This is a genomic window from Kordiimonas sediminis (assembly GCF_014656395.1).
Classification (GTDB): domain Bacteria; phylum Pseudomonadota; class Alphaproteobacteria; order Sphingomonadales; family Kordiimonadaceae; genus Kordiimonas_A; species Kordiimonas_A sediminis.
In genome coordinates this window covers 1,362,516-1,386,189 of record NZ_BNCI01000002.1, presented here as the reverse complement: position 1 = coordinate 1,386,189, position 23,674 = coordinate 1,362,516, and the positions used below count along the sequence as shown (strand labels likewise).

The 23,674-nt window shown below is 49.8% G+C and carries 18 protein-coding genes; 9 read left to right on the top strand and 9 right to left on the bottom strand.

Annotated features, from left to right (window positions below; genetic code table 11):
* Positions 1–17: 17 nt before the first annotated feature.
* Positions 18–2,909 carry an alpha/beta hydrolase family protein gene (locus IE181_RS14000; protein ID WP_191253983.1) on the bottom strand — a complete coding sequence of 964 codons (2,892 nt, stop codon included), beginning with the start codon at positions 2,907–2,909 and terminating at the stop codon, positions 18–20.
* Positions 2,910–2,940: 31 nt separating this feature from the next.
* Positions 2,941–4,593, bottom strand: a complete 1,653-nt coding sequence (locus IE181_RS13995) for an amidohydrolase family protein (RefSeq protein WP_229819456.1) — start codon at positions 4,591–4,593, stop codon at positions 2,941–2,943.
* A gap of 153 nt (positions 4,594–4,746) precedes the next feature.
* Between IE181_RS13995 and IE181_RS13990 the strand changes: the two genes are divergently transcribed.
* The gene (locus tag IE181_RS13990; protein WP_191254280.1) at positions 4,747–6,654 is read left to right on the top strand and encodes an NAD(P)-binding protein; all 1,908 of its coding nucleotides are present in this window, start codon (positions 4,747–4,749) and stop codon (positions 6,652–6,654) included.
* A 71-nt stretch (positions 6,655–6,725) separates the two neighbouring features.
* Here the strand turns inward: IE181_RS13990 and IE181_RS13985 are convergent, their stop codons facing one another.
* Positions 6,726–8,237, bottom strand: coding sequence for a UbiD family decarboxylase (locus IE181_RS13985; protein ID WP_191254278.1), 1,512 nt, complete (start codon positions 8,235–8,237; stop codon positions 6,726–6,728).
* 147 nt (positions 8,238–8,384) lie between these two features.
* Between IE181_RS13985 and IE181_RS13980 the strand changes: the two genes are divergently transcribed.
* On the top strand, positions 8,385–9,110 hold the full coding sequence (locus tag IE181_RS13980) for an SIMPL domain-containing protein (RefSeq protein WP_191253982.1): 726 nt from the start codon (positions 8,385–8,387) through the stop codon (positions 9,108–9,110).
* Between the two features lie 8 nt (positions 9,111–9,118).
* Here IE181_RS13980 and hutI read toward each other — a convergent pair whose 3' ends face one another.
* Positions 9,119–10,378, bottom strand: coding sequence for an imidazolonepropionase (gene hutI / locus IE181_RS13975; protein ID WP_191253981.1), 1,260 nt, complete (start codon positions 10,376–10,378; stop codon positions 9,119–9,121).
* A gap of 100 nt (positions 10,379–10,478) precedes the next feature.
* On the opposite strand from hutI, the gene IE181_RS13970 reads away from it, so the two are divergent.
* The 5 genes from IE181_RS13970 (at position 10,479) to hutG (ending at position 16,649) form a co-directional block, all read left to right on the top strand.
* A complete protein-coding gene (locus IE181_RS13970) occupies positions 10,479–11,846 on the top strand; it encodes a formimidoylglutamate deiminase (protein WP_191253980.1) in 1,368 nt (455 codons plus the stop codon).
* Positions 11,839–12,570 (top strand): histidine utilization transcriptional repressor HutC, encoded by a 732-nt coding sequence (gene hutC / locus IE181_RS13965; protein ID WP_191253978.1) that lies wholly within the window; start codon positions 11,839–11,841, stop codon positions 12,568–12,570. The genes IE181_RS13970 and hutC overlap by 8 nt, the downstream gene beginning before the upstream one ends.
* Positions 12,571–12,631: 61 nt before the next feature.
* Complete coding sequence (gene hutU, locus IE181_RS13960; protein WP_191253976.1) at positions 12,632–14,302, top strand: urocanate hydratase; 1,671 nt, start codon at positions 12,632–12,634, stop codon at positions 14,300–14,302.
* Positions 14,299–15,852 (top strand): histidine ammonia-lyase, encoded by a 1,554-nt coding sequence (hutH, locus tag IE181_RS13955; protein WP_191253973.1) that lies wholly within the window; start codon positions 14,299–14,301, stop codon positions 15,850–15,852. Before hutU ends, hutH begins: the two co-directional genes overlap by 4 nt.
* Positions 15,853–15,869: 17 nt before the next feature.
* On the top strand, positions 15,870–16,649 hold the full coding sequence (gene hutG, locus IE181_RS13950; RefSeq protein ID WP_268245746.1) for an N-formylglutamate deformylase: 780 nt from the start codon (positions 15,870–15,872) through the stop codon (positions 16,647–16,649).
* Here the strand turns inward: hutG and IE181_RS13945 are convergent.
* From IE181_RS13945 to IE181_RS13925, 5 genes are all read right to left on the bottom strand, one after another.
* Positions 16,633–16,845: a helix-turn-helix transcriptional regulator gene (locus IE181_RS13945; RefSeq protein ID WP_191253971.1), complete on the bottom strand. Its 213-nt coding sequence runs from the start codon at positions 16,843–16,845 to the stop codon at positions 16,633–16,635. The genes hutG and IE181_RS13945 overlap by 17 nt on opposite strands.
* An 11-nt stretch (positions 16,846–16,856) precedes the next feature.
* The gene (locus IE181_RS13940; RefSeq protein ID WP_191253969.1) at positions 16,857–17,321 is read right to left on the bottom strand and encodes a hypothetical protein; all 465 of its coding nucleotides are present in this window, start codon (positions 17,319–17,321) and stop codon (positions 16,857–16,859) included.
* Between the two features lie 276 nt (positions 17,322–17,597).
* Complete coding sequence (locus IE181_RS13935) at positions 17,598–19,643, bottom strand: S9 family peptidase (RefSeq protein WP_191253967.1); 2,046 nt, start codon at positions 19,641–19,643, stop codon at positions 17,598–17,600.
* A 14-nt stretch (positions 19,644–19,657) separates the two neighbouring features.
* A complete protein-coding gene (locus IE181_RS13930) occupies positions 19,658–20,881 on the bottom strand; it encodes a DUF547 domain-containing protein (protein ID WP_191253965.1) in 1,224 nt (407 codons plus the stop codon).
* 123 nt (positions 20,882–21,004) lie between these two features.
* Positions 21,005–22,150, bottom strand: coding sequence for an iron-containing alcohol dehydrogenase (locus IE181_RS13925; RefSeq protein ID WP_191253963.1), 1,146 nt, complete (start codon positions 22,148–22,150; stop codon positions 21,005–21,007).
* A gap of 107 nt (positions 22,151–22,257) precedes the next feature.
* On the opposite strand from IE181_RS13925, the gene IE181_RS13920 reads away from it, so the two are divergent.
* Together IE181_RS13920 and IE181_RS13915 are read left to right on the top strand one after the other, a co-directional pair.
* A complete protein-coding gene (locus IE181_RS13920; RefSeq protein WP_191253961.1) occupies positions 22,258–22,734 on the top strand; it encodes a hypothetical protein in 477 nt (158 codons plus the stop codon).
* Positions 22,731–23,639 carry an MBL fold metallo-hydrolase gene (locus tag IE181_RS13915; RefSeq protein WP_191253958.1) on the top strand — a complete coding sequence of 303 codons (909 nt, stop codon included), beginning with the start codon at positions 22,731–22,733 and terminating at the stop codon, positions 23,637–23,639. Before IE181_RS13920 ends, IE181_RS13915 begins: the two co-directional genes overlap by 4 nt.
* Positions 23,640–23,674: the final 35 nt, after the last annotated feature.

The following is a 23,674-nucleotide window of genomic DNA, read 5'->3' as shown; positions in this document are numbered from 1 at the left end:
ACCAACTGTACGCTGGTCTATTTCTCCGTATAGGGTTCCCCATTTGTCATCCATTCAGGTGCAGGCATGCCGCGTAAGTGATGATCAAAAAACTGTTTCATCTTAATGGTATAATCCACCTTGTTTGGATAGTGTTTCAGGTGGTGCGGTTCCCCTTCATACTGTAGCATGATCACGGGTTTTCCCAGTCTCCGCATGGCAATGTACATTTCGATCCCCTGCTGCCACGGAACGGCATCGTCGACATCACCAAATTGCATGAGAAGCGGCGTGTTGATTCTGTCGGCAAAGAAGATCGGGGAGTTTTCTATATATAGCTGCGGTTTTTCATACAGACTTGCGCCAATCCGGCTTTGGGTTTTCTCATACTGGAATGGTCGCGCCAGACCAGATCCCAGTCTGATACCAGCATACGCGCTCGTCATATTGGCAACCGGCGCTCCCGCAACCGCCGCTTTGAAAATGTCGGTTTGGGTGATAGCGAAGGCGGTTTGATAACCAGACCAGCTATGGCCGTGAAGGCCGATGGCATCCGGGTCTGCGATACCCATATCAATCAGCTTTTCTACACCGGGAACCAAGGCTGCCGTCGCAGAGGCACCTGGCGTGCCAATATCGAACTTGATGTCAGGTAGAAATACCGCGTATCCATTACTGGTATAGTAAGGGAAATTGGGCCTGTGATTGACCCTCATTTGGTTAAATTCATACAGACGCTGGCTGAAGTAACGGTAATAATATACGAGGACAGGGTATCGTTTCCCGGCTTCGAAATTGGCGGGCTTGATCAATACTCCTTGAAGGGGTTTGCCTTTTGTTGATCGCCATTCCACCAGTTCAGTTGATCCCCACAGGAAGTCTTTAATCTGCGGGTTAATGTCTGTCAGTTTTGTGCCTTCTGGCATAAGGGTGTCTTCGGTGGAACGAGACAGCCACATGTCAGGAAATTCATTCAAATCTTCGCGGGTATATAGATAAACAGCCGCATTTTTTGCCTTGGCAACAAAGCTGTATTTTTTTGGGCCTTCCATCAGTTTGGTCATGGCTTGTGTGCTCTGGTCCAACTGGTAGAAGCCGTGATATTTTAACTGGTCGTGGTACGCATGAATAAGAAGATCACCGTTTGGAATGCGGTCTTTCCTGTCAGGGTCCGTGTTCATAATTCTATAGGCCGTGGTGTTGGCACGCCCGGTGCCTCCGGTGATATTTACCGCATTTCCTTTTGGGGAGATTTTCCAGATGTCATATCGGTCATAGAGCAGAACCCCGACGTCTTTTTTTAGCCATCCAGCAATACCGTAGCCGGGTGGGGCAGACGGATAATCATGCAGTTCATTGGAAAATGATATACCGGCTTCATGCGTTATACCAGCAGTCAGATTTTGTGTCTGTCCAGATCGGGCGTCAAATAACCAGTAATCGCCCTTATGGTAGTAGGCAACATATCTGCCACTGTCAGACAGGCTTACGGGACTGTTGCTGGAAACCTTTGAAGCAAAAAGCTGCTGTTTCCCTGTCTTCAGGTCAACGTGATATAAGTCCCGGAAGAAGCCTTCCCATGTCATTTCTTTCTGGTAAGGCAGGTTGCTGGCTGCTAGCACGGCCTTGGTATTGTCTGTGGTGATGATATCGGGGACAGTCTCGTCCGCAAGGTGAACCACTGCACCAGACCGTCTGTGATATACACTCAGAAAGGTTTTTTGCTGGTCTTTGTTGTAGGATTGCTTTTCGTGCGGTTTGATGCGCGGATCATCTCCATGCCAGACCTGTAATTTTCGGTCTTGTTGTAGTCTGTCGGTGTTGCGCAGATCATCATAGCTGCTGATTTTGGGCATGTCCCTAGACACAGTTTCTTGAAGCTTTTTCTTGCCAAAAAACAGACGGTCGTCATCTTCTGACCACGTCAGGTCATTATCGTGACTAAGATACCAGTTTTCATTTTCCCAAGGGACTTTTTGTGCCTTTTCAGAACCCGTGTTGTGCACAAAAAGCTCGTGCTGGCGGCTTTCCTGAGCTGTTTCATAGCTACCTTTCAAAAAGGCTAGCCTGCGTCCGTTTTTGTCCCAGCTAAAGTGGGGATATGAGGCTAGTACAGTTTTGTCCAGTATGACAGTGTCACCGGATTGCAGATTATGACTTACCAGACTGTTTTCCTGTTTTGCGCCCAGAATTAGACTAATTGCAAGGCCGTAGCCTTCTTCTGAGAAAGCGAATTGTTGCACACCATCAATGGTCGTAACCTCCATGGTTTCAAGATTGATGATTTGCAGCCGCGTGCCAATGTCCTTCGTTTTCAGGAAATGCTTAGGTGAGCCACTTTTTCCGGCTTCTAGCTCTGTCTCTGTCTCTGCCTCTGTCTCTGTCTTCTTGAGGGGGGGTGATGCTTCAAACGCAGGCGTTTCTGCTTCTTCCTTTAGAGTATCTCCCTCTTCGGCATCTTTATTTTTTTCTGCAGGCTCAAAGAGGAGGGCCGCGAAACGGCTGTCGCCGCTAAAGCCACTTGATTTAACGCGGTCGAATGACTGGGTGTCGCCTGTTTCTGTGTTTATAAGAACGGCACCGGCTTTAAGCTTGGCGCGGTCTTTCTTCGGCGTGGTTTCTATGTCTAGCAGGCTGACCGCACGGATGAATAATACCCATTTGCCGTCGTTCGAAAAGACAGGTTTCGTGCCTTCTTTGATGCTGAATTTGGCGCCCGTTGAAAGATTGTGAACATGCCCGGAAATTTCGCCCCTGTCCGGTTGGGCGCTATAGGCTGCAAACCGTCCATCTCTGGATAGGGCAACTGACTTGATTTCCCTGAATTCCATAATATCAGGAAGTGTCAGTGGCCGTTGGCTTGCGGCTGCCGACACCGTCAGGAAAATCACGGTGATTACTCCAACAACGGCGCGAATAATTCTGGGCATGTTCTTTCTCTGTTTTTAATCCGACATCAGGTTAGTCGGCGTTTTTGGCTTCCTCTGCTTTTGCGTCGCGCACAATCTGTTTGATTTCTTCACGAAGCAGGACTGCATCATGTACAATACCGTCTTTGATAGTGTAGCGAACGCCGCCAACACGTTCTACCTTGTTAGTTTCATCATTCAGCTTCATGTGGCCATTGCCGTATAAAACCTTGAAGTTACGGGCAGGGTTTTCATCAACGATAACCAGATCGGCGATTTTACCCGGCTCAACACTGCCAATCTCTTTTTCAAGACCAACAAGCTCGGCACCGTTCAGTGTTGCTGCTTTGACAACTTCAAATGGGTGGAAGCCGGCTTCCTGCAGCAGTTCCAGTTCCCGGACATAGCCAAACCCGAACAGGTTGAAGATAAAGCCGCTGTCAGAACCGGTCGTTACACGGCCGCCGCGGTTTTTATATTCATTAAGGAATGCCATCCATAGTTTGTAATTGTTCTTCCACTCGATTTCGTCCTGGGTCGTCCAGTCAAAATGATACGAGCCGTGCAGCACACGGTTGGGTTGGAAGAACCGGGAGATAGAAGGCAAAGTATATTCGTCATGATAGTCATTTCTGACAGCGCGCATAACGTCCCGGTTTGCTTCATAGATCGTCAATGTAGGGCTTAGTGTGAAGTCAAGCGCAAGGAGCTCGTCCATCACGGCATTCCATTTTTCCGACCCCGGTTTGGCTGCCTGTTTCCAAAGTCGACCAGCCTGGCCAAAACGGTCCTGTTCATTCATATAGTTATAATCAACCGGATAGTCCTGCACCTGACGATCATCAAACAGGGCTTCCGGCAGGCCATACCAATGTTCCATGCTATCAAGGCCCCAGCGGGCGCTGTCGAGGACGTTCACACGTGTCACAGAAATCTGGGCATGGTGGAAAGCTGTCTTCAGACCAATTTTTTGGGCTTCGTCAATTGCAGCTTCTAATACTTCAGGCTTGCCACCGCCAAACTTGATGCCGTCAGCTCCGCGCTTTTTCAGGCCTCTGGCCCAGGCGCGAGCTTCTTCAGCTGTTTCCATTTCTGACGGGAAGAAGCAGTGTGCAAGAATTCGCGGAGAAGCGATTTCATTTTTCGCAGCTCGGGCTTTTTCTTTGATCGTATAGTCAGCACCTAAGCCGCACCCAACTTCGCGGGTTGTTGTAATGCCGTGTGAAAGCCATAGTTTAAGGACATAGTCCATTGGCGGCATTTCCTTGCCTGTCAGGCCCCAGCCCGGGCTTCCCATATGGCTGTGAGTATCGACAAAGCCGGGTAGAATATACTTACCGTGCGCATCAATTTCATAGTCGCCTTTGGCTGGTCTACGGCTTTCGTTAATGGCAACACCGGGGTTTCCAACAACGGCAATCTGTTTGATCCGGTTGCCTTCAACCACGATATCCACAGGGCCAACTGGCGGTGCACCTGTCCCGTCTATCAGTGTTGCACCGCGGATGACCATGCGCTTGAACGGTCCTTGGGAAACTGCAGGATCCAGTGGACTGGCCACTCTTGGTAGTTGCAGGCCCATCTTCTCAATACTGACCAGTGCTTCATCACCTGGTTTTACAACGTCAGCATTTGCTGCACTGTGCGTAGCGCTCAGCAGCGTTATTGCAGCTACACCAGCCTTTAAAAATGAATGGATTTTCATATAAGCCCCCTTATGATAAGAAAATTCCGGGTAGCTTGCCGAACGATACTTACCTTTGCAAGTGCATTCGGAAAAATAGTTTGCTACTGAGGTTTTGGGGAATAAAAATACAACCTGACCGAATGGTATTTAAAGTATGGGAAGGGGCCTTCAATGACAAAGAAGTGCAGTCAGAAATCCAACATTAACCGTCGTGACTTTCTATCAGGCGTTGCATTGACCGGTGTTGCGCTTGGTATGTCACCCCTTGATGCGGTAGCACAGGGTCTCGTCAGCGCTGACGGTGTCTGGACGTATCCACCGGCAAAAACGGGCTTGCGCGGAAATCATGTTGGCAGCTTTGAGGTAGCACATGCGATTTCATGGGAAGGCAAGCAATATGATCGCCCCAAAAAGATAATTGATGATCCGTATGATCTGGTCATTGTTGGTGGGGGAATTAGCGGTTTATCTGCGGCGCATCTGGCTAGAAAAAAGTTGGGGGAAAAGGCGAAAATACTCATTCTGGATAACCACGATGATTTTGGCGGGCATGCCAAACGCAATGAATTTAAGGTAGATGGGAAAACCCTGATTGGTTACGGCGGCAGTCAGTCAATCGATACACCGTCCAGTTACAGCGATGAAGCCATGGGCGTTCTAACGGATATCGGGATAGATACAGAAAAGTTTTACCGATATTATGACAGGTCTTTCTTTGCCAGAAACAAATTGGGATCCGCCACCTTTTTACCCGCAACAGGAACACTGCACCGACGGTCCACGCGCGGCATGTGGACATGGGAAACCGAGGAAGAAAAAGCTGAACTGATTAAAGTTATTGCGAGCCTGCCTCTTAGTCAGTCTGATAAAGAGGCTGCTTATAGCCTTTGGGTGGATAATGCAGACTGGCTATCTGATATGACCCGGGAAGATAAAATTTCCTATCTCCGGTCAACCGCTTATTTGGACTGTTTAAAGAAATATGCCGGTGTGTCTGATGACTTTTGTGATCTAATCCGGGATGAAGAAAAAGGATATTGGGGTTTTGGCTGGGATGCCTTGTCTGGCTTGGAGGCTGTGCGTCTCTGGAGGCCAGAGACATATGGACTGGGGCTTGATCCAGCAACAGTTCCTGACCCCTATACAGGCGAAGATCCCTATATATTCCATTTCCCTGATGGCAATGCTGGAATTGCACGACTGTTGGTCGCACGCTTGGTGCCGGATGCCCTGGACAGGAATACAATGGAAACTGTTGTAAAGACGCAGGTTCATTATGATCGTCTGGACCGGGTATCAAACCCCACGCGGATCAGGTTAAATTCTACGGTTGTTAATGCCAGTAATACAAAAAATGGTGCTGAGATAACCTACGTGCGTGACGGAAAGGTAGAACGGGTGGTTGCGACCAAGGCGATTATGGCGTGCTATAATCATATTTTGCCGCACATCATGTCAGATATGCCCGACACGCAGAAAGAGGCCTTGCAGGAAGTAGAGAAGATCCCGCTGTGTTATATCAATGTCGCTGTAAGGAACTGGAAACCATGGGCGACAGCAGGCATTCAGGAAATTTATGCACCTGAGGGTATTATCTACCGTGCGACACTTGATTTCCCTGTGTCTATGGGGGGATATTTATATCCTGAAAGTCCCGAAGAGCCAGCGCTTTTGCATTTGGTGCATATCCCGAATGTGCCCGGCCTGACACCAAAGGAACAGCACCGCGGTGGCAGATATGAAATGTATGGTCTGACGTTTGCGGACTATGAAGAAGCAATCCGCGACTTTCTTACAGGCGCGCTTGGCCAGTATGGTTTTGATTTTGATCGGGATGTCGCCGACATTACGGTCAACCGCTGGCCCCACGGCTATGCATATGAATATAACGAATTGTATGACGACCCATCGTTCGGGCCATATCACGGCTCGAAAGGCGGTGAAGATAAGGGCCCCCATGTTCTTGGCCGTCAAACAGTTGGCAACATTGCAATCGCAAACTCCGATGCCGCGGCCTATGCCTACGTCAACGGTGCGATTGATGCCGCTGCCCTTGCCGTGAAAGAGCTGTACGGCTGAAGCTAGACGGAGGGGACTGTCCGACGGTCTGGACCGTGATCCCACAAAGGGGTAGAATTGCTGGCGCGGGATTAATCGCGCCAGATATCCTTACCGCTACCAGGAATACCAAGTTCAGACCAAATAGCATCAACGCGGTCCACAACCTTGTCGTCCATTCGAATTTCTTCGCCCCACTCCCGGTCGGTTTCGCCGTCCATTTTGTTGGTGGCGTCCAGTCCCAATTTGCCGCCAAGCCCCGATACTGGGGAGGCAAAGTCCAGATAGTCAATCGGCGTATTTTCAACGGTGACAATATCTCGCACTGGGTCCATGCGGGTTGACATCGCCCAGATTACGTCTTTCCAGTCACGGGCATTGATGTCATCATCAACAACTATCACAAATTTGGTGTAAACAAACTGGCGCAGGAATGACCAAACACCCAGCATGACGCGTTTCGCGTGGCCTGCGTATGCCTTCTTCATGGAAACAACTGCAACGCGGTAACTGCAACCTTCTGGTGGCAGCCAGAAATCAACAATTTCGGGGAACTGTTGTTGCAGAAGCGGAATGAAGACTTCGTTCAGGGCTTCACCAAGGACGCTGGGCTCATCCGGTGGGCGCCCAGTGTAGGTGGATAGATAGATCGGATCTTTGCGCATTGTAATGGCGGTGACTGTGAATACCGGGAATTTCTCGACACTATTATAGTAGCCTGTGTGATCGCCGTATGGACCTTCATCGCGGTAGTCATCAAGGCTGACATATCCTTCAAGGATGATTTCAGCCGTTGCCGGCACTTGCAAGGGGACGGTTTTACAGTCCACCAGCGGGACTTTTTTGCCGCGCAGTAGCCCGGCGAATTGATATTCGCTTAAGGTGTCAGGCACGGGCGTAACTGCCGCCAGAATTGTGCCGGGGTCTGCGCCAATAACGGCTGCCGCTGGCACAGGTTCTGCTTTTTGTTTTTTCCAGCGGTCATACTGTTGGGCGCCGCCGCGGTGTTTCAACCAGCGCATCAGCGTTTGGTTCTTACTGACCTTCTGCATGCGGTAGATGCCCAGATTGTAGACATCCTCCCTGTCATCCGAGGGGCCTTTTGTAACAATTAACGGCCATGTGATCAGGGGGGCGGGTTCACCCGGCCAGCAGGTCTGGATTGGAAGTTTGTCCAGATCAATATCATCGCCTGTCAGAACGATTTCATGGACGGGGCCTTTTTTGACCGATTTGGGCCGCATTGCCAAAACTTGTTTGGCAAGCGGGAGCATGTCCACCACATCTTTCACACCGCGCGGTGGTTCCGGTTGACGCAGAAACGCAAGTGTTTCACCGACTTCGCGCAGTTCTTCTACTTTTCTGCTCATTCCCATTGCGACACGATCAGTGGTGCCGAACAGATTGACCAGCACGGGCATGTCTGATTTCGTACCATCTTCCCGGATGACATTTTCAAATAAAATTGCAGGGCCGCCTTCCTCAATCACACGGGTTTGGATTTCCGTCATTTCAAGGTCAGTGGAAACAGGGTGAGACACGCGGACAAGCTTGCCCTCGCGCTCTAATAGATCAATAAAATCTCTTAAACTGTCATAAGCCATAACCGGTTTATAGGTGAAGGATTTCTCCCGGTCCAGAAGGAAACATCGGCAAGTCATGAAACAGCCTTGTTTTAGGCTGAAAGTCGCCTTTCTCCCCGGTAATGGTATGGGTGGATGTTCATGGTGATGAGTATTAGAGAGGTAAATATGAAACAGCTTTCAGCAGTAGGTATCGGTGCCCTGATTGTTTTTGGGTTAGGCATGGTTGGGTCCGGATATTTCGTCGGTGGTGGCATTTATGAGGCTTTTGCCAAGGACAGGCAGGTAACGGTGAAAGGACTGGCCGAGCGTGAGGTAACGGCCGATGTGGCAGTATGGAAAATCAGTCACCGTGCTTCGCATGACACTCTCGCAGATGCGAAAGAAAAGCTGAAGGCAGACACGGCTTCAATCAAGAGCTTTCTGCAGGAAAATGGTCTGGACCCATCGGGTCTGACTGTTAATTCCTACCATATTCAGGACCGGGTTTCCGACGGATATTTCAATAAGGATAACAAGGCAACCCGTTTTACCCTTACCCAGACGTTGTTGCTGCAAAGTACCGATGTGGAACTGGTGCGCGCCGTCAGCCAGAAGATTGCAGACTTGCCGGAAAAGGGCGTGGTATTGAACGGGTATAATCAGCCAACCTATGTTTTCCAGGGGCTGAATGACATCAAGCCAGATATGGTTGCAGAGGCAACACGTGCCGCACGGGAGTCTGCGCAAAAATTTGCGACCGATTCCGGCAGTGAACTGGAGACAATTTTATATGCCAACCAAGGTGTGGTGCAGATATTGCCTTTGATCAATACATCTGAGTTGAATGCCAACACTGAAATCCACAAGAAAATCAGACTGGTAACGACTATTACCTATAAATTGGCGGATTAAAAACTGGGTTACAGGGCCAGTGTTTTTCCCTGAATGATAACATCTGTAGGGGGGATCCCGCCTGTCCAGTAGATCAATTCTGCTGGATGGGCTGCATCAAATAGACAGAAGTCCGCATCTTTCCCGACTTCAAGGCTACCCTTTGCCGCATCTATGCCCAGTGCCTTTGCTGCATGAAGGGTGATGCCCTGTATGGCCTCCTCTGGTGTTAAACCAAACAGGAGGCATCCCATATTTGCAATCAACTGAATGTTCTGGACCGGGCTTGACCCTGGGTTAAAGTCAGTTGCAAGCGCCATGGGGACTTTGGCTGCGCGCAGGGCTGATATTGGCGGTAGTTTGGTTTCTTTCAGTGTGTAAAAGGCACCTGGTAATAAGACGGCTGTCATCCCTGCACCGGCCATAGCCTCGACCCCGCGTTCGGATAGATATTCCAGATGATCTGCCGAAAGGGCGCCAAATTCAGCGGCTAATTCAGTTCCGCCCTGATCGGACAGCTGTTCCGCATGAAGTTTCAAATCTAGCCCCTCTGCCTTGGAAAAGGCAAACAAGCGGCGCACCTGCTCAGGCGAGAAGGCAATGTTTTCGCAGAATGCATCCACTGCGTCTATCAGATCGTCTTTCAGTGCTGCGGGAAGGATTTCGGCGCAGATATAGTCGATGTATCCATCGGCGTTATCTTTAAATTCTGGCGGAATTGCATGGGCGGCTAGCAGAGTTGTCAACACTGTGATGCCTGTCATGCTTTCAAGCTGAATGGCGGCCCGTAGCATTTTAAGTTCATCATCCAGTGTTAAGCCGTAACCAGACTTTATTTCCACAGTTGTGACACCCATTGATGTCATGGCTTTCAGTCGGGGCAGGGCGGTCTTAACCAGGTCTTCTTGTGTAGCTTCGCGTGTGGCTGTCACTGTCGACATGATCCCGCCACCAGCCCGGGCAATCTCCTCATAGGATTTGCCGGATAATCGCATTTCAAATTCACGTGCACGGTTACCGCCGAATATCAGGTGGGTATGGCAATCAATAAATCCGGGCAGGGCCAGTTTGCCGCCGCAATCATGCACGGTGCCTTCTGCGTGCGCATCCATAGGCGCATTCCCGTGTGTTTCTATATAATCAGCTCTGCTGCCTACAAAGCTGAGTCGGCCATCAGTGACCCCCATAACGCCATCTTCAATCAAGCCATAATCAGGTCCCCCCGCACGCATACTGGCAATGCGAACATTTATGTAAAGGGTGTCAAATGTTGGCTTTTTCGTCTTCATGGCTAGGTGCTCTTTCCTGGCTAAATTAGAAATATAGTATGATGTATTGACAGTGAATGTCAACTTGTACACACTTGTATATACAAGTAGGAATGAGCGGATGGCGATATTTAATTTTTCTTCTCTCTATAGTGGGTCTGACTGGCTGACGAATGTCCGCTTGGTCACCGATGCGCATGGGCATATAACGTCGATTGACTGCGATGTCAGTTTCGGTGCGAGTGATGTGGTGTTGGGGCCAGCCATTCCTGCGATGCAAAATGTTCATTCGCATGCTTTCCAGCGTGCAGCTGTTGGGCTGACAGAATATAAAAAATCTGCATCCGAGGACTTTTGGAGCTGGCGAAAGGCAATGTACGGCATTGCAGCACAGCTAACACCTGATCGTTTGAACGCCATTGCCAAGGGCCTGTATCTGGAAATGGTCAAGGCCGGCTACAGCGGTGTTGGCGAGTTTCATTATCTTCATAATGCGCATATGGATCAGTCACTTGATATGTCTATGGCGATCCTGAAGGCTGCATCTGAAGTCGGTATCGCCGTTACACATTTGCCTGTATTTTATCAGTATGCCGGGTTTGGAAAAAAGGCGGCTGAAGAAGGGCAGCAGGCATTTGTTCATTCCGCAGAAGACTTCATACGTTTTTGGCATATTTTAAAAGGCCGAGTGGACGGTAACAACCGTTTGGGCGTTGCGTTTCATTCCCTGCGGGCTGTGGACGCCGCAGATATTGCCGGCATGCTTGAAAAGCTACCTGCATCTATTCCGTGCCACGTTCATATTGCAGAACAGACAGCCGAGGTTGAAGCAGCTGTTGCCTTTACCGGAAAACGGCCAGTGGAGTTGCTTTTTGATCATGTACCTGTGGATGAAGACTGGACGTTAATTCATGCCACACATTTAAACGATGCTGAAATTACCGCAATCGCGGAAAGCGGCGCAGTTGTTGGTGTGTGTCCGACAACAGAGGCTAATCTGGGGGACGGTATATTCCCAGCGTCCCAGTTTTCCCGTCGTGGTGGCCGCATGGCCATTGGGTCTGACAGTCATATCAGCGTTGACCCGCGCGAAGAACTGCGTCTTCTGGAATATTCCCAGCGGCTTACGCGAAGGCAGCGGACGATTCTCGTCGGCAGGCATAGTGGTCATGTCGGCGAATATTTATGGCGGGAATCCGCTATCAACGGCGCTCAGTCTCTTGGTCAGCCTTGCGGCGCGCTGGAAGTTGGCAAGCGTGCTGACCTGCTGGTACTGGATGACACAGACATGGCCTACGCAGGGGTTCGTTACGGGCAGATATTTGATGCGCTTGTTTTTGCCGGGCAACCAAACCCTATACGCCATGTCATGATTGGTGGGAACTGGGTGGTTGAGAACGGTCGCCACGCGAAGGAAGAAGCGATCATATCCGATTACCGGGCTGCGGTTCAGGAAATCATCAGAATGTTGGAGAGTGAGGATGCATGAACCAATGCCAAGGTATGAGCAGGTGAAGAATTTCATCCTGGGGGAAATTACTGAAGGTGTTTACGCGCCGGGCGACCAACTGCCAAGTGAGAACGACCTTGTGAAAACGCTGGGTGTTTCCCGCATGACAGTTAACAGGGCACTGAGAGAGCTGGTAGAAGGCGGTTTTATCACACGCCGTGCGGGGCTTGGGTCGTTTGTTTCTGAAAGCCGAATGCGGGGGCAGGCAAGTGACATTGTCAGCATACGGGATGAACTTGCCAGCCGTGGCCATGTCTGGTCAGCGAAGGTTCTGCAGCGTGGTACAGTGCGTGAAGGTGGCGAACTCGCGTTGGAAATGGGGCTGGAGGAAACACATCCTGTTTTTATCGCACATATCCTGCATTTCGCTGATGGGATACCGTTCGAGCTGGAAGAGCGGATGGTTAACCCGGACATTGCCCCCGATTTTACACTGCAGGATTTCAGTACAATAACGACAACAGAATATCTATTGGCAACGGCGCCGCTTTTGACCGCAGAGCATGTTGTCCGTGCCGTGCTTCCGTCCAGTCAGGATAGTCAGCGACTGGATATTTCAGCAATGACACCCTGTTTGGAAATCAACCGGAAAACATGGACCGGCGACCGGGTAGCCAGTGTTGCACGCCTTCTTTATCCCGGTGACAGGTATGAACTGACAACCAAATTTAATCAGGCGGGGCCGGTGGGACCCCGTGGGTAATGTCTGCTGAACAGTTGGCAGAAATACAATATAATTTTGAAGACATCCAAGGAATATAAGAATGAAAAATCGTCCTGATATCAGATCTCCGCACGGCACAGAATTATCCTGTAAAAGCTGGGCGCTCGAAGCCCCGATGCGCATGCTCATGAACAATCTGGACCCTGATGTGGCCGAAAACCCTGAAGAATTAGTGGTATATGGTGGTATTGGGCGAGCTGCACGAAATTGGGAATGTTACGACAAGATCGTTTCCAGCCTGCAGTCCATGGAAGAAGATGAAACGCTGCTTGTTCAGTCTGGCAAGCCCGTTGGCATCTTTCGCACCCACAGTGATGCCCCGCGTGTTCTGATTGCTAACAGTAATTTGGTACCAGCGTGGGCAAATTGGGAGCATTTCAATGAACTGGATAAAAAAGGGCTGATGATGTACGGCCAGATGACTGCTGGTTCATGGATTTATATCGGTAGTCAGGGGATTGTGCAGGGAACTTACGAGACATTTGTAGAAATGGGACGCCAACATTTCGGAGGCGATCCAAAAAGCAAATGGATTCTAACTGCTGGTCTTGGCGGAATGGGCGGTGCGCAGCCACTTGCTGCCACTATGGCCGGGTTTAGCTGTCTGGCAATCGAATGTCAGGAAAAGTCGATAGATTTCAGACTGCGCACCAGATATCTGGATACGCGTGCTGACACGGTAGAAGAAGCGGTTACCCTGATTGATCAGGCCCACAGTGAAGGCAAAACAATTTCTGTTGGTGTGCTTGGGAACGTGGCTGAACTGATGCCTAAAATGATCGAGGCAGGGATCAGGCCTGATGCATTGACAGATCAGACATCAGCACATGATCCGGTTAATGGATATCTGCCGATCGGCTGGACGGTTGAAGACTGGTTCAGTAAGCGCGAGACACATAAAGACGAGGTCGCAAAGGCGGCTAAAAAGTCGATGGCTGTTCATGTTCAGGCAATGCTTGCGTATCACGCGATGGGCGTGCCGACCGTAGATTACGGCAATAATATTCGTCAGATGGCTTTTGATGAAGGTGTGGAAAATGCTTTTGATTTTCCAGGGTTTGTACCAGCGTATGTGCGTCCACTTTTTTGCAGGGGCGTCGGGCCGTTCCGCTGGGCAGCACTGTCCGGTGATCCGGAGGATATTTATAAAACAGATCAGAAGGTGAAAGAGCTACTGCCTGATAATACGCACCTGCACCGCTGGCTTGATATGGCACGTGACCGCATCAGTTTTCAGGGGCTGCCTGCACGGATTTGCTGGGTGGGTCTTGGAGACCGTCACCGTCTGGGGCTTGCATTCAATGAAATGGTCAGAAATGGCGAATTGTCTGCGCCGGTTGTCATTGGACGCGATCATTTGGACAGCGGCAGCGTTGCCAGCCCCAACCGAGAAACAGAAAGCATGATGGACGGATCTGATGCAGTATCTGACTGGCCGCTTCTGAATGCGTTGCTGAATACGGCATCCGGTGCAACCTGGGTTAGCCTGCATCATGGTGGCGGCGTTGGCATGGGGTATAGCCAGCATTCCGGCGTGGTGATTTTGTGTGATGGGTCAGAGGCTGCGGACAAGCGCATTGGTCGTGTTCTGTGGAATGATCCTGCCACTGGCGTCATGCGCCATGCAGATGCTGGGTATGACATCGCACGGGATTGTGCTGCAGAAAAAGGGCTGAACCTGCCTATGCTGAACAAGGGGGCACGGACATGAGTAAAATGCATATGCTGCGAAAGGCCGGTACATTCAGCCTGAAAGACCTGCGCCATATTTATAGCAGCCCTGTCACCCTGGAGTTAGTGGACGAATATCTTGGTGCCGTGGAACAATCCCGTAAGACGGTAACGGACCTGATCGAGCGGGGGGATACGGCCTACGGCATCAATACTGGCTTTGGCCTGATGGCGCAGACGCGTATCCCGTCTGAGGATGTGAAACTGTTGCAGGAAAATCTGGTGTTAAGCCACGCAGCAGGGACAGGGGACCCAATCAGCGAGCCAGTTGTACGCCTAATTCTGGCGATGAAAGCAGCCAGTCTGGCACAAGGTTTCTCTGGCGTCAGGCCCATTGTGATTTCAAATTTGATCGCGCTTTTGAATGCCGAGGTGTATCCCGTTGTTCCATCAAAAGGATCAGTAGGGGCGTCAGGTGATCTGGCACCGCTTGCCCACATGTCTGCTGTGCTGCTGGGGGTTGGGGATGTTACGTATGACGGTAAAACCCTGACGGCTGCTGAAGGGTTGAAGATTGCAGGGATCGAGCCACTTGCATTGGAGGCCAAAGAAGGGCTGGCCTTATTGAATGGCACACAGGTATCAACGGCCTTCGCGCTTGCAGGGTTGTTTGAGGCGGAAAATCTGTTCGCAGGTGCCGTTCTGGCCGGTGCAATGTCGGTTGAGGCAATGAAAGGCAGCAGGGTTCCTTTTGATGCCCGTATCCATAAAGTGCGCCGCCAGACAGGGCAGATTGATATTGCTGCGATGTACCGTGATCTATTGTCAGATTCAGAAATTCAGCAGTCCCATGTGAACTGTGAGAAGGTACAGGATCCATACAGCCTGCGCTGTCAGCCGCAGGTCATGGGCGCTGCCTTAACGGTTATGCGCCAGTCAGCCGATGTGTTGCTGACAGAAGCAAATGCAGTGACGGATAACCCGCTGATCTTTTCTGATGCGGGAGACATTCTGTCGGGTGGGAATTTTCATGCTGAACCTGTTGCCATGGCAGCTGATATGCTTGCCCTCGCAATTGCAGAAATTGACAGCATTTCCGAGCGGCGTATCAGCCTGCTGGTTGATCCAAAACTGTCAGGCTTACCAGCATTTTTGGTGGAACAAGGCGGGTTGAACAGTGGTTTTATGATCGCGCAGGTCACGGCTGCGGCCCTGGTTAGCGAAAATAAAACCCTGGCACACCCTGCAAGTGTGGACAGTATTCCTACCAGTGCGGGGCAGGAAGACCATGTATCTATGGCGACCTTTGCCGGGCGCCGTCTGCTTGAAATGGCGGGTAACGGTGCTGCTGTTATTGCCATTGAGTTACTGGCGGCGGCACAGGGCATTCACTTCCACCGTCCGTTACGCACAACCGATGTGCTCGAGCAGGTGCAAGGCCGCATTCGGGCGCTTGTACCACCCTTTGACAAGGACCGGCTGTTTGCACCTGATATCAAAGCCATCCGCACCCTTGTTGAATCTGGTGAACTGACTATGTTTGTTGAGGAGATTCTGCCGTCAACAACCTTTGGGAGCGAACCATTATAAAAGATATTTACACTCTGGTGCATGGAGACAGTCCGCTATTAGTCTCCATGCCGCATTCTGGATTGGAGCTGGGACCGGTTGGGGATCAGATGGCACCCGCGGCACAGATACTGGCTGATACAGACTGGCATCTGCAGCAGTTGTATGATTTCCTTCCAAAGATTGGTGCAACGGTTTTGCAGGCGAATTACAGCCGCTATGTTATCGATTTGAACCGTGATCCGTCGGGGGTTAGCTTGTATCCAGGTCAAAGTGTGACAGAGCTATGCCCAACGTCTACTTTTGATCATATGCCACTTTATCGCAAAGGGAGTGAGCCCGATGATGCCGAGATAGCAAAGCGAACAGAGGCATATTGGCACCCTTATCACACCGCCTTGAAAGAACAGCTCGCTCGGATCAAGGGGAAATATGGATACGCGCTGTTGTGGGATGCGCATTCCATCCGGTCCGAAGTCCCACGATTTTTTGAAGGCCAATTGCCGGACATTAATCTGGGAACCAATAGTGGTCAGTCCTGCGCAGTTGATCTGTTGGCCGCGGTTGTGGGTGCTTTTAGTCGTGCATCAAATTCCTATAGCATGGTTCAAAATGAACGCTTTAAAGGGGGCTATATCACCCGCACGTATGGCGATCCGGAAAAGGGTGTCCATGCAATTCAGCTTGAGCTTAGTCAGCGAACCTATATGTCTGAAAAACCGCCATTTGAGTATGATGCCGCCCGTGCGCAAAATGTTAAACCCGTCATTCAGTCCGCTATGGAAAACTTTATACTGGCAGCTACACAGAGCAGCTAAAAACGTCCCCGATTTCTTTGCCGAATGCTTGTGCCACCCTGAAGGCAAGTTCTAGTGACGGAGAGTATTTTCCCTGTTCAAGTGCAATGATGGTTTGCCGGGTAACGCCTACCCGGTTTGCCAGTTCCGCTTGCGTCATCTCTCCGGCCTCGAACCGAAGTGCCCTGATTGAATTATCAATCTTTAGTTTTGGCATTTTGCTCATCCCTAAAACCCTCTGCGGTATAAGACCAACTGTGAAACGCCTTTCACCAAACCAGCTGCGATTAGGGCAAATACGATTGCATTAGCAATCATGAAGGGGGTGTCCAGTGCGACAAAACGAGGCTGTGATCCGGGAATTTCCAGAAAGGTATCAATGAAGATTGATCCAATGATAATCACATTCAGAGTAAAGAGCGCATAATAGCCAAGTTGCGTTGAACGATGTTTTATTGCTTTATCCCGCTCGTCTTCAGCTTCGACAGGATCAGCGCCGATGATGAAGGTATGCAGAATGATGGTTGCAATAATACTGGCAACAGTGATTTTGAGAAGTGTACCGCCCAATGCCTCGAGCGGATTATCAATTGGTGTGCTGAGAGAGAACAGAAATGAGAAATAAAATCCGGCTGCAATGATATCGACAATCAGTTCGATATAGATGCTTTTTTCACGCTTGGAGAAAGTCATAGAGGTATCCTTTTGCTGCTGTAACTCGGGCTTTTTTATTTTTTGTGCCGTTATGTATGTAAGAAATATATTACATAATGTAATAATTCAAGAACTAAAAGTAAAAAATATATTACACTTAGTCCCTGAACGCATGTCAGGAGCTTTGGAAAGTGGGATAAAAATAAGGAAGAAATGGCGTTGGGTGCTGTGTTTAGAAGCGTGCCAGTAAAGTGTACTAGGCATAAAAAAAGCGGCCACCAGTTTGTAGCCGCTATTGATTAAGCTAAAATGCAATTAGTCGTTTTTAGGTGCGTATTTGGCGAACCAGCCAAGCATGTTTTCGACCTTGGCAATCAGACGGGAAGGCTTGCCAGCAATTCCGTGTGGCGAGCCAGGAACACGTACCATTACAGTATCGATGCGGCGTAGCTTCAGTGCCTGGTAGAATTGCTCCGTCTCTGAAATCGGCGTGCGGCGATCTTCTTCCCCGGTAATCAGCATCGTTGGCGTGACAACATTTCCAACAAGCGATAGAGGCGACCGTTCCCAATATTCCATAGGGTCTTCCCATGGGAGTTTCTTAAACTGGTTCGGGATTTGAGATAAGTAGCTATCGGCTGTCAGAGGCTTGGAAAGCCAGTTGATAACAGGCTTTGCTACTACTGCTGCCCGGAAACGGTCGGTAAGGCCAATGGCATAGGCGGAAGCAATGCCGCCAGCAGAGCCGCCCGTAATATACATCTGACTGCCGTCGACAACGCCCATTTCAATTAGTTTGTCGAGCCCGGACATATGATCAGCAAAGTCTTCCTTGGAGGAATATTTATATTCAAGCAGACGTGCGAAACGTTCACCATAAGAGGCACTGCCGCGGTGATTGGCAAAGAAGACTACATAGCCCTCTGCTGCCATACGCTGAATTTCTGCGGTAAAATTCGGGCCGTAGGACAGGTGAGGGCCGCCATGGATTTCAAGAATCACTGGGTAGGCTTTAGTCGGATCATAATTCGGTGGTGTAACATACCATCCTTGAATTTCTTCCCCGTCGAAAGAGGATTGGTAAACCAACTCATGGGTTTTACCCAGAGTTTTGTAACCAAGCAGGTCTTCGTTTAGTTCGGTAACCTGTTTGACCCTACCGCTATAGTGCACGGCTAGGTCGGCTGGTCGGTCTGCCTTGCCTAGGGTGAAGGCAACCGTTCCATTTTTAACGTCATAATCACCACTGGAATATGGGCGACCAAGAGAAGTACCGCCAAGTCCCTCTAGCACAATGCGGTGGTTGCCGCTTAGATTTGTGTAAGCAACTTTTACATTGGCGCGGTCGATATACTGGAAATAGAGGCCCTTGTCCTTGTCCCACTGGGCATTGCGAACCTTACGGTCCAGTTCCTCTGTTAGTCCTTTGGCATTCCCACCGTCGCTGTCTGCAACGAAAAGCCTGTCTATGCGGTATGCCTGTCTGCCAGCGTTAGACTTTATGTATGCCAGCTTTTTTCCCGAAGGTGACAGAACGGGTGCCCGTTCAGAACCAGGCTCGTCTGTGATCTGCGTAAGTTCACCTGTATCTGTGGATACGGCGTAAATATCACTTTCATAGACACGGTATTCCCAGTCCGGGTGACGATCAGCAGCGAAATAGATTGTTTTGCTGTCTGCAGTCCAGCTTAGAGAGCCGTAATGATTAAAGTCACCACTGGTTATCTGGCGGGCTGTACCGCCCGTTGCAGGGACGGTGAAGATATGGGTGAAAGCAGGATCGATGATGCCGCGGCCGTCTCGGTGATACCGTGCTTTATCAATAACTTTTACCGGAGGTGCCCATTTGGCCCCTTTTGGCTTTGGGGGCAGTTTCGCGCCAGTCGCTTTTTTGTTATCAACGCTCATGGTAAAGGCGATTGTCTTCCCATCTGGTGACCATGTAAGCGAACCCGGTGATTTCCGCACATTGGTTACAAGGGCAGTTTGACCCGTATCCATGTAGCGCACATGGATTTGTGATCCGCCACTGGTGCTGGCGACATATGCAATTCTGTCACCGGATGGAGACCAGACAGCATTTCGGTAATTGTCGGTGCCGCTGAGAACGGGACGGTGGTCTGTACCGTCCCGATTAATGATCCAAAGGTTAGAGCGAGTGCTATCCGTCATAATATCATTGGAGCGACGAGAATAGAGAATTTGCTTTCCGTCAGGAGAGACCTGAGGACTTGACGCATATTCAAGTTCAAAGACATCTATCGCGTTAAATTTTGCAGGATCATCTGCCTGCAGTCCCACTGTAGAAACTGCGGAAAAAAGTACACCCATAATAGTGTGAAGACTACTTACTCTGCTCATAATACCCCTCTAGATTATTGGTTGTTTTCTGTGGTGTCGGAAGAATTGTCAATTTCTTCCATAATAACGTTCCCTTGTCTGTCGTGACGGTTACGTTCCCGTAGTTTCTTTACATACTCAAGGACATGGACCGGGAAGCGAAGGTTCATTAGGCTTGAATCGGAAAACTTACCAACCCACTCAGACGCAAGGTGTCCTGCACCGCCCGTGCCATCTGCTGAGAACGTACCGGATGGTCCGCCCTCGATGGCACCAAGCAGAGCCGCATGGCCCATGGTTCTGGAAGATTGTGTGCGGTTGCCGCCCTGCAGGTCAGCGATATACCAAGACTGAATGTTAGGCGACATACGAGAAGAACTCCTAACCTTACGTTCCAGTGCTGGTGAAATATATTGCAAAAGATGTTCTCTCATATCCTCGTCAAACTCTGGAAACAGTTCCCGATTGGCTTCATAATATGTTGATACGCGGAATACCCTGTCATCCCGTCGTTGGGTGCCACGATTTGAATTGATGAACTCTTTTGCGTTTTCAGATAATTGATGCCATACGCGGCGTCCTGTGTAAGCTTCGCCTCTGATGTTGGGTCCGCCTACAATGCCCTGAAATAGGCCGTATAGAATGAGCGGATTTTCATATTTCGGGATCAGGATTTTGTGGTGAATGTCATTTAAAGACAAAGGCACACCTGCAACATTCAAAACTTTTTCATCCCATATTTCTGAGTTACCGTCAGTACCGTCATAGAATTTCTTCAGGCTCGATTCTGGAAAGACCTTAGAAATCTGTTCAATCATGGTGATGTTATATAGGTTTAACCAGTAGGCTAGTTGCTCTTTTTCAGATAAATGATGGAGAGGAAGCTCCGAGGGTACAGCCTCCAAACTGCGCCGAACTTTTTGCAGGATTTCGAAATTTTCAGGATTTTTAAATGCGAAAAAGTCTACTCGGTTGCCTTCAAGTCTGTATTTGCCACTAGCGGAACGTAGGATGCGGGTGCCCGTTGTCGCATATTCTCTGCCGCTTGTCTCACGACTGGATCGTCCTGTCTCCAGGACAACCTGGTTAAGCACCATATCAACATCATCATAGGATAATGTGAAATTGCTATCGGCAGTAGCGCCGCGAAAGGGTTCTGGAACAAGATTTTCCTGGGCAGTAGCGGATAGTGGTGTTCCTAGTAACATACCCCCGATCGCAAGGGCGTAAAGTGAGTGATTTGTGCGTTTCCTAAACATTTTCTTCCCTTTTCTGGTTCATGATCGTGCAGTTTTTTGTTTGTTTTTTGCAACTATGATCATGTGTGATACCCCAAATTTAGGATAGGTCTAATCAATCAAAGGTCAATTCACATTTATACTTTAGTCCCATATTTCCTTGTAAAGCTCCTCTATTTCTGACGCGGATGGGACGCGCGGATTATTACCGGGTGAGCCCGATGCGATAGCCTGCTGCGCCATCAATGGGATGGCAGCATGATATTTTTCTTCATCAATGCCATATGCTTTTGGGGTAGGTACCTTCAGCTCTGTGTTTTGATCAATCAATGTGCGGACCAGTATATCGCAGGCTTCGTCATTACAGTTGGTTTGGGTTAAGTCCATAGCGCGTGCACAGTCTGCAAATCTCTCTTGGGCATTGTCGATACTGAACTTCGTAACAGCTGGTAGCAGCATGGCATTTGACAGGCCGTGTGGGACGTGAAAATGCGCGCCTATCGGGCGGCTCATGCCGTGTGTCAGGGTGACTGATGCGTTGGAGAATGCGATCCCTGCCTCCGTTGCAGCTAACATCATCTGGGACCGTGCGATTGGATCCAGAGGCTCATAGCAGGCGGTTTTCAGGTGCGCGCTGATCCGTTTCATGGCGCTTAGGGCGAAGCTGTCTGTGAAAGGGCTGGCAAGCTTGCTGGTGTAGGCTTCGATCGCATGGCACAGGCTGTCAATGCCTGTGTCCGCCGTGGTTCTGAAAGGGACCGTATAGGTGAATTCAAAATCAACAATAGCAGCAAGCGGCAGGGCAGGGAGCCCTTTGATCATCATTTTCTCATCTGATGCAGTATCGGTGACCACTGTGACCATCGTAGCCTCAGACCCCGTGCCCGCAGTGGTAGGCACGGCAATAACCGGTAAGCCAGCTTTGGGGATAGGGTTTGGGGCCTTATAGTCCCGAATATGGCCACCATTTGCAGCAACGATAGACATTGCCTTTGCCGTGTCCATGCTGGACCCTCCGCCAAAAGCGACGATAGAATCGAAGTTTCCCTCCTGAAGGATTGTAGTCCCGATTTCAATAATATCGCTTGTCGGGTCTGTAACTGTGTCAGAATACACAGGCGTTCCCGATGGTAAATTCTCCAGAACACGGTCACAGCCAGGCTGTGTCACCATGAAAGGATCGGTCACCAGCAGAGGCTTTGACAGCCCAAGAGAGGCGAGCACATTCGGCAAGCGATCAATGCTGCCGCCGCCTATTTCTAAAATTCGGGGTAGGGCTATCCTGCTCATGCCTGTTTCCTTTATTGGGTATTATGACTGGACATATTTATAACAATGCAACAAGTTTGATCAAGGAGCGACTGCAAGCTGAGGGATAAGGCATAAAAGGGGGCGGTATGATCAGGTTAATAATGGTTGCCGTAATGGTGCTGACAGGGGCGACGTCTGTCAGCGCAGAAGAGGTGTTCAAAGCCATATATGCAGGGTATCTGTATGATGCGAAGGCTGCCAAAATATCGCAGAATCAAGTCATCATGATTAAGAATGACCGTATCATTGCAATTGAGCATGAAGATGAAATCTATGTCACACGGGCAGCAAAAAAGATTGACCTGTCGGGGTATGTCGTTCTGCCTTCTATCACTCAGGATGTAAGTCTGCACAGTACAGGGGCCCCACTTGTGACAACACAGGGTACTATTTTGACGTTATCCCTGAATGATGAATTGTTTCGGGCATCCAGCTTGATCGCCGAGGGCAATGAAGCAACCGTTATTGCAGTCAAAGCAGAAGAAGACCTGACTTTGGACAGATTAAGGAACCCTGCCTTTGTGATGGAAAAGGGTCTGATTTTGAAGGAGACGGCAGAATGATAAAGCAATTAACAGCACTGTTTGTTCTGATTACCTCAGTTAGTTTGACGGCATCAGCCAGTGATATGAAACTGGTTATACTGGGAACCGGAAACCCAAATGCAGACCCTGACAGATCCGGGCCAGCATTGGCCGTCGTCGCAAATGGTCAACCCTATTTGATTGATGCCGGACCAGGTGTGGTCCGGAGGGCATCAGCCGCCGGCCTGGAGATGCCAAGCCTGTCTATGGCTTTTATCACCCATCTGCATTCAGATCATACTGTTGGGCTGTCTGATCTGATTTTCACCCCATGGGTGCTGGAGCGAGAGAAGCCTATCAATTTATTTGGTCCACCGGGACTGGCAGCAATGGCTGACCATATCTCGAAGGCGTATGCAGTTGATGTTTCTATGCGGTTGAACGGCGCTGAGCCTGCAAATGAGACGGGGTATAAGCACATCACTACAGAGATAGCCGGCGGCTATGTGTTCACGGATCAAAATATTCAGGTAGAAGCTATACAGATTGATCACGGGTCGTTTGACGCGGCTTTTGGCTATAAATTCACAGCCGGAGATAAAACCATCGTCATTTCCGGTGATACAGGCCCATCAGACACGTTGGAAAAGGCTGCAATGGGGGCAGATATTCTGGCGCATGAGGTGTATTCTGCAGAAACATTTAAGACCCGCCCGCCTGTTTGGCAAAATTACCATTCACAGTTTCATACATCAACGCATGAGCTTGCAGCCATTGCAAACAGGGTGAAGCCTAAATTACTGGTGCTATATCATCAGTTATACTGGGGGGCGACTGACGAAGACCTGATCAAAGAAATTCGGGCAGCGGGCTATAATGGCCCTGTTGTATCTGCGGCTGATCTTGACGTATTCGCTGTGCCGTCGGAACCAAATGCGAAATAGGCAATAAAGGGTGCTTTAACGGCAATATTCCTAGG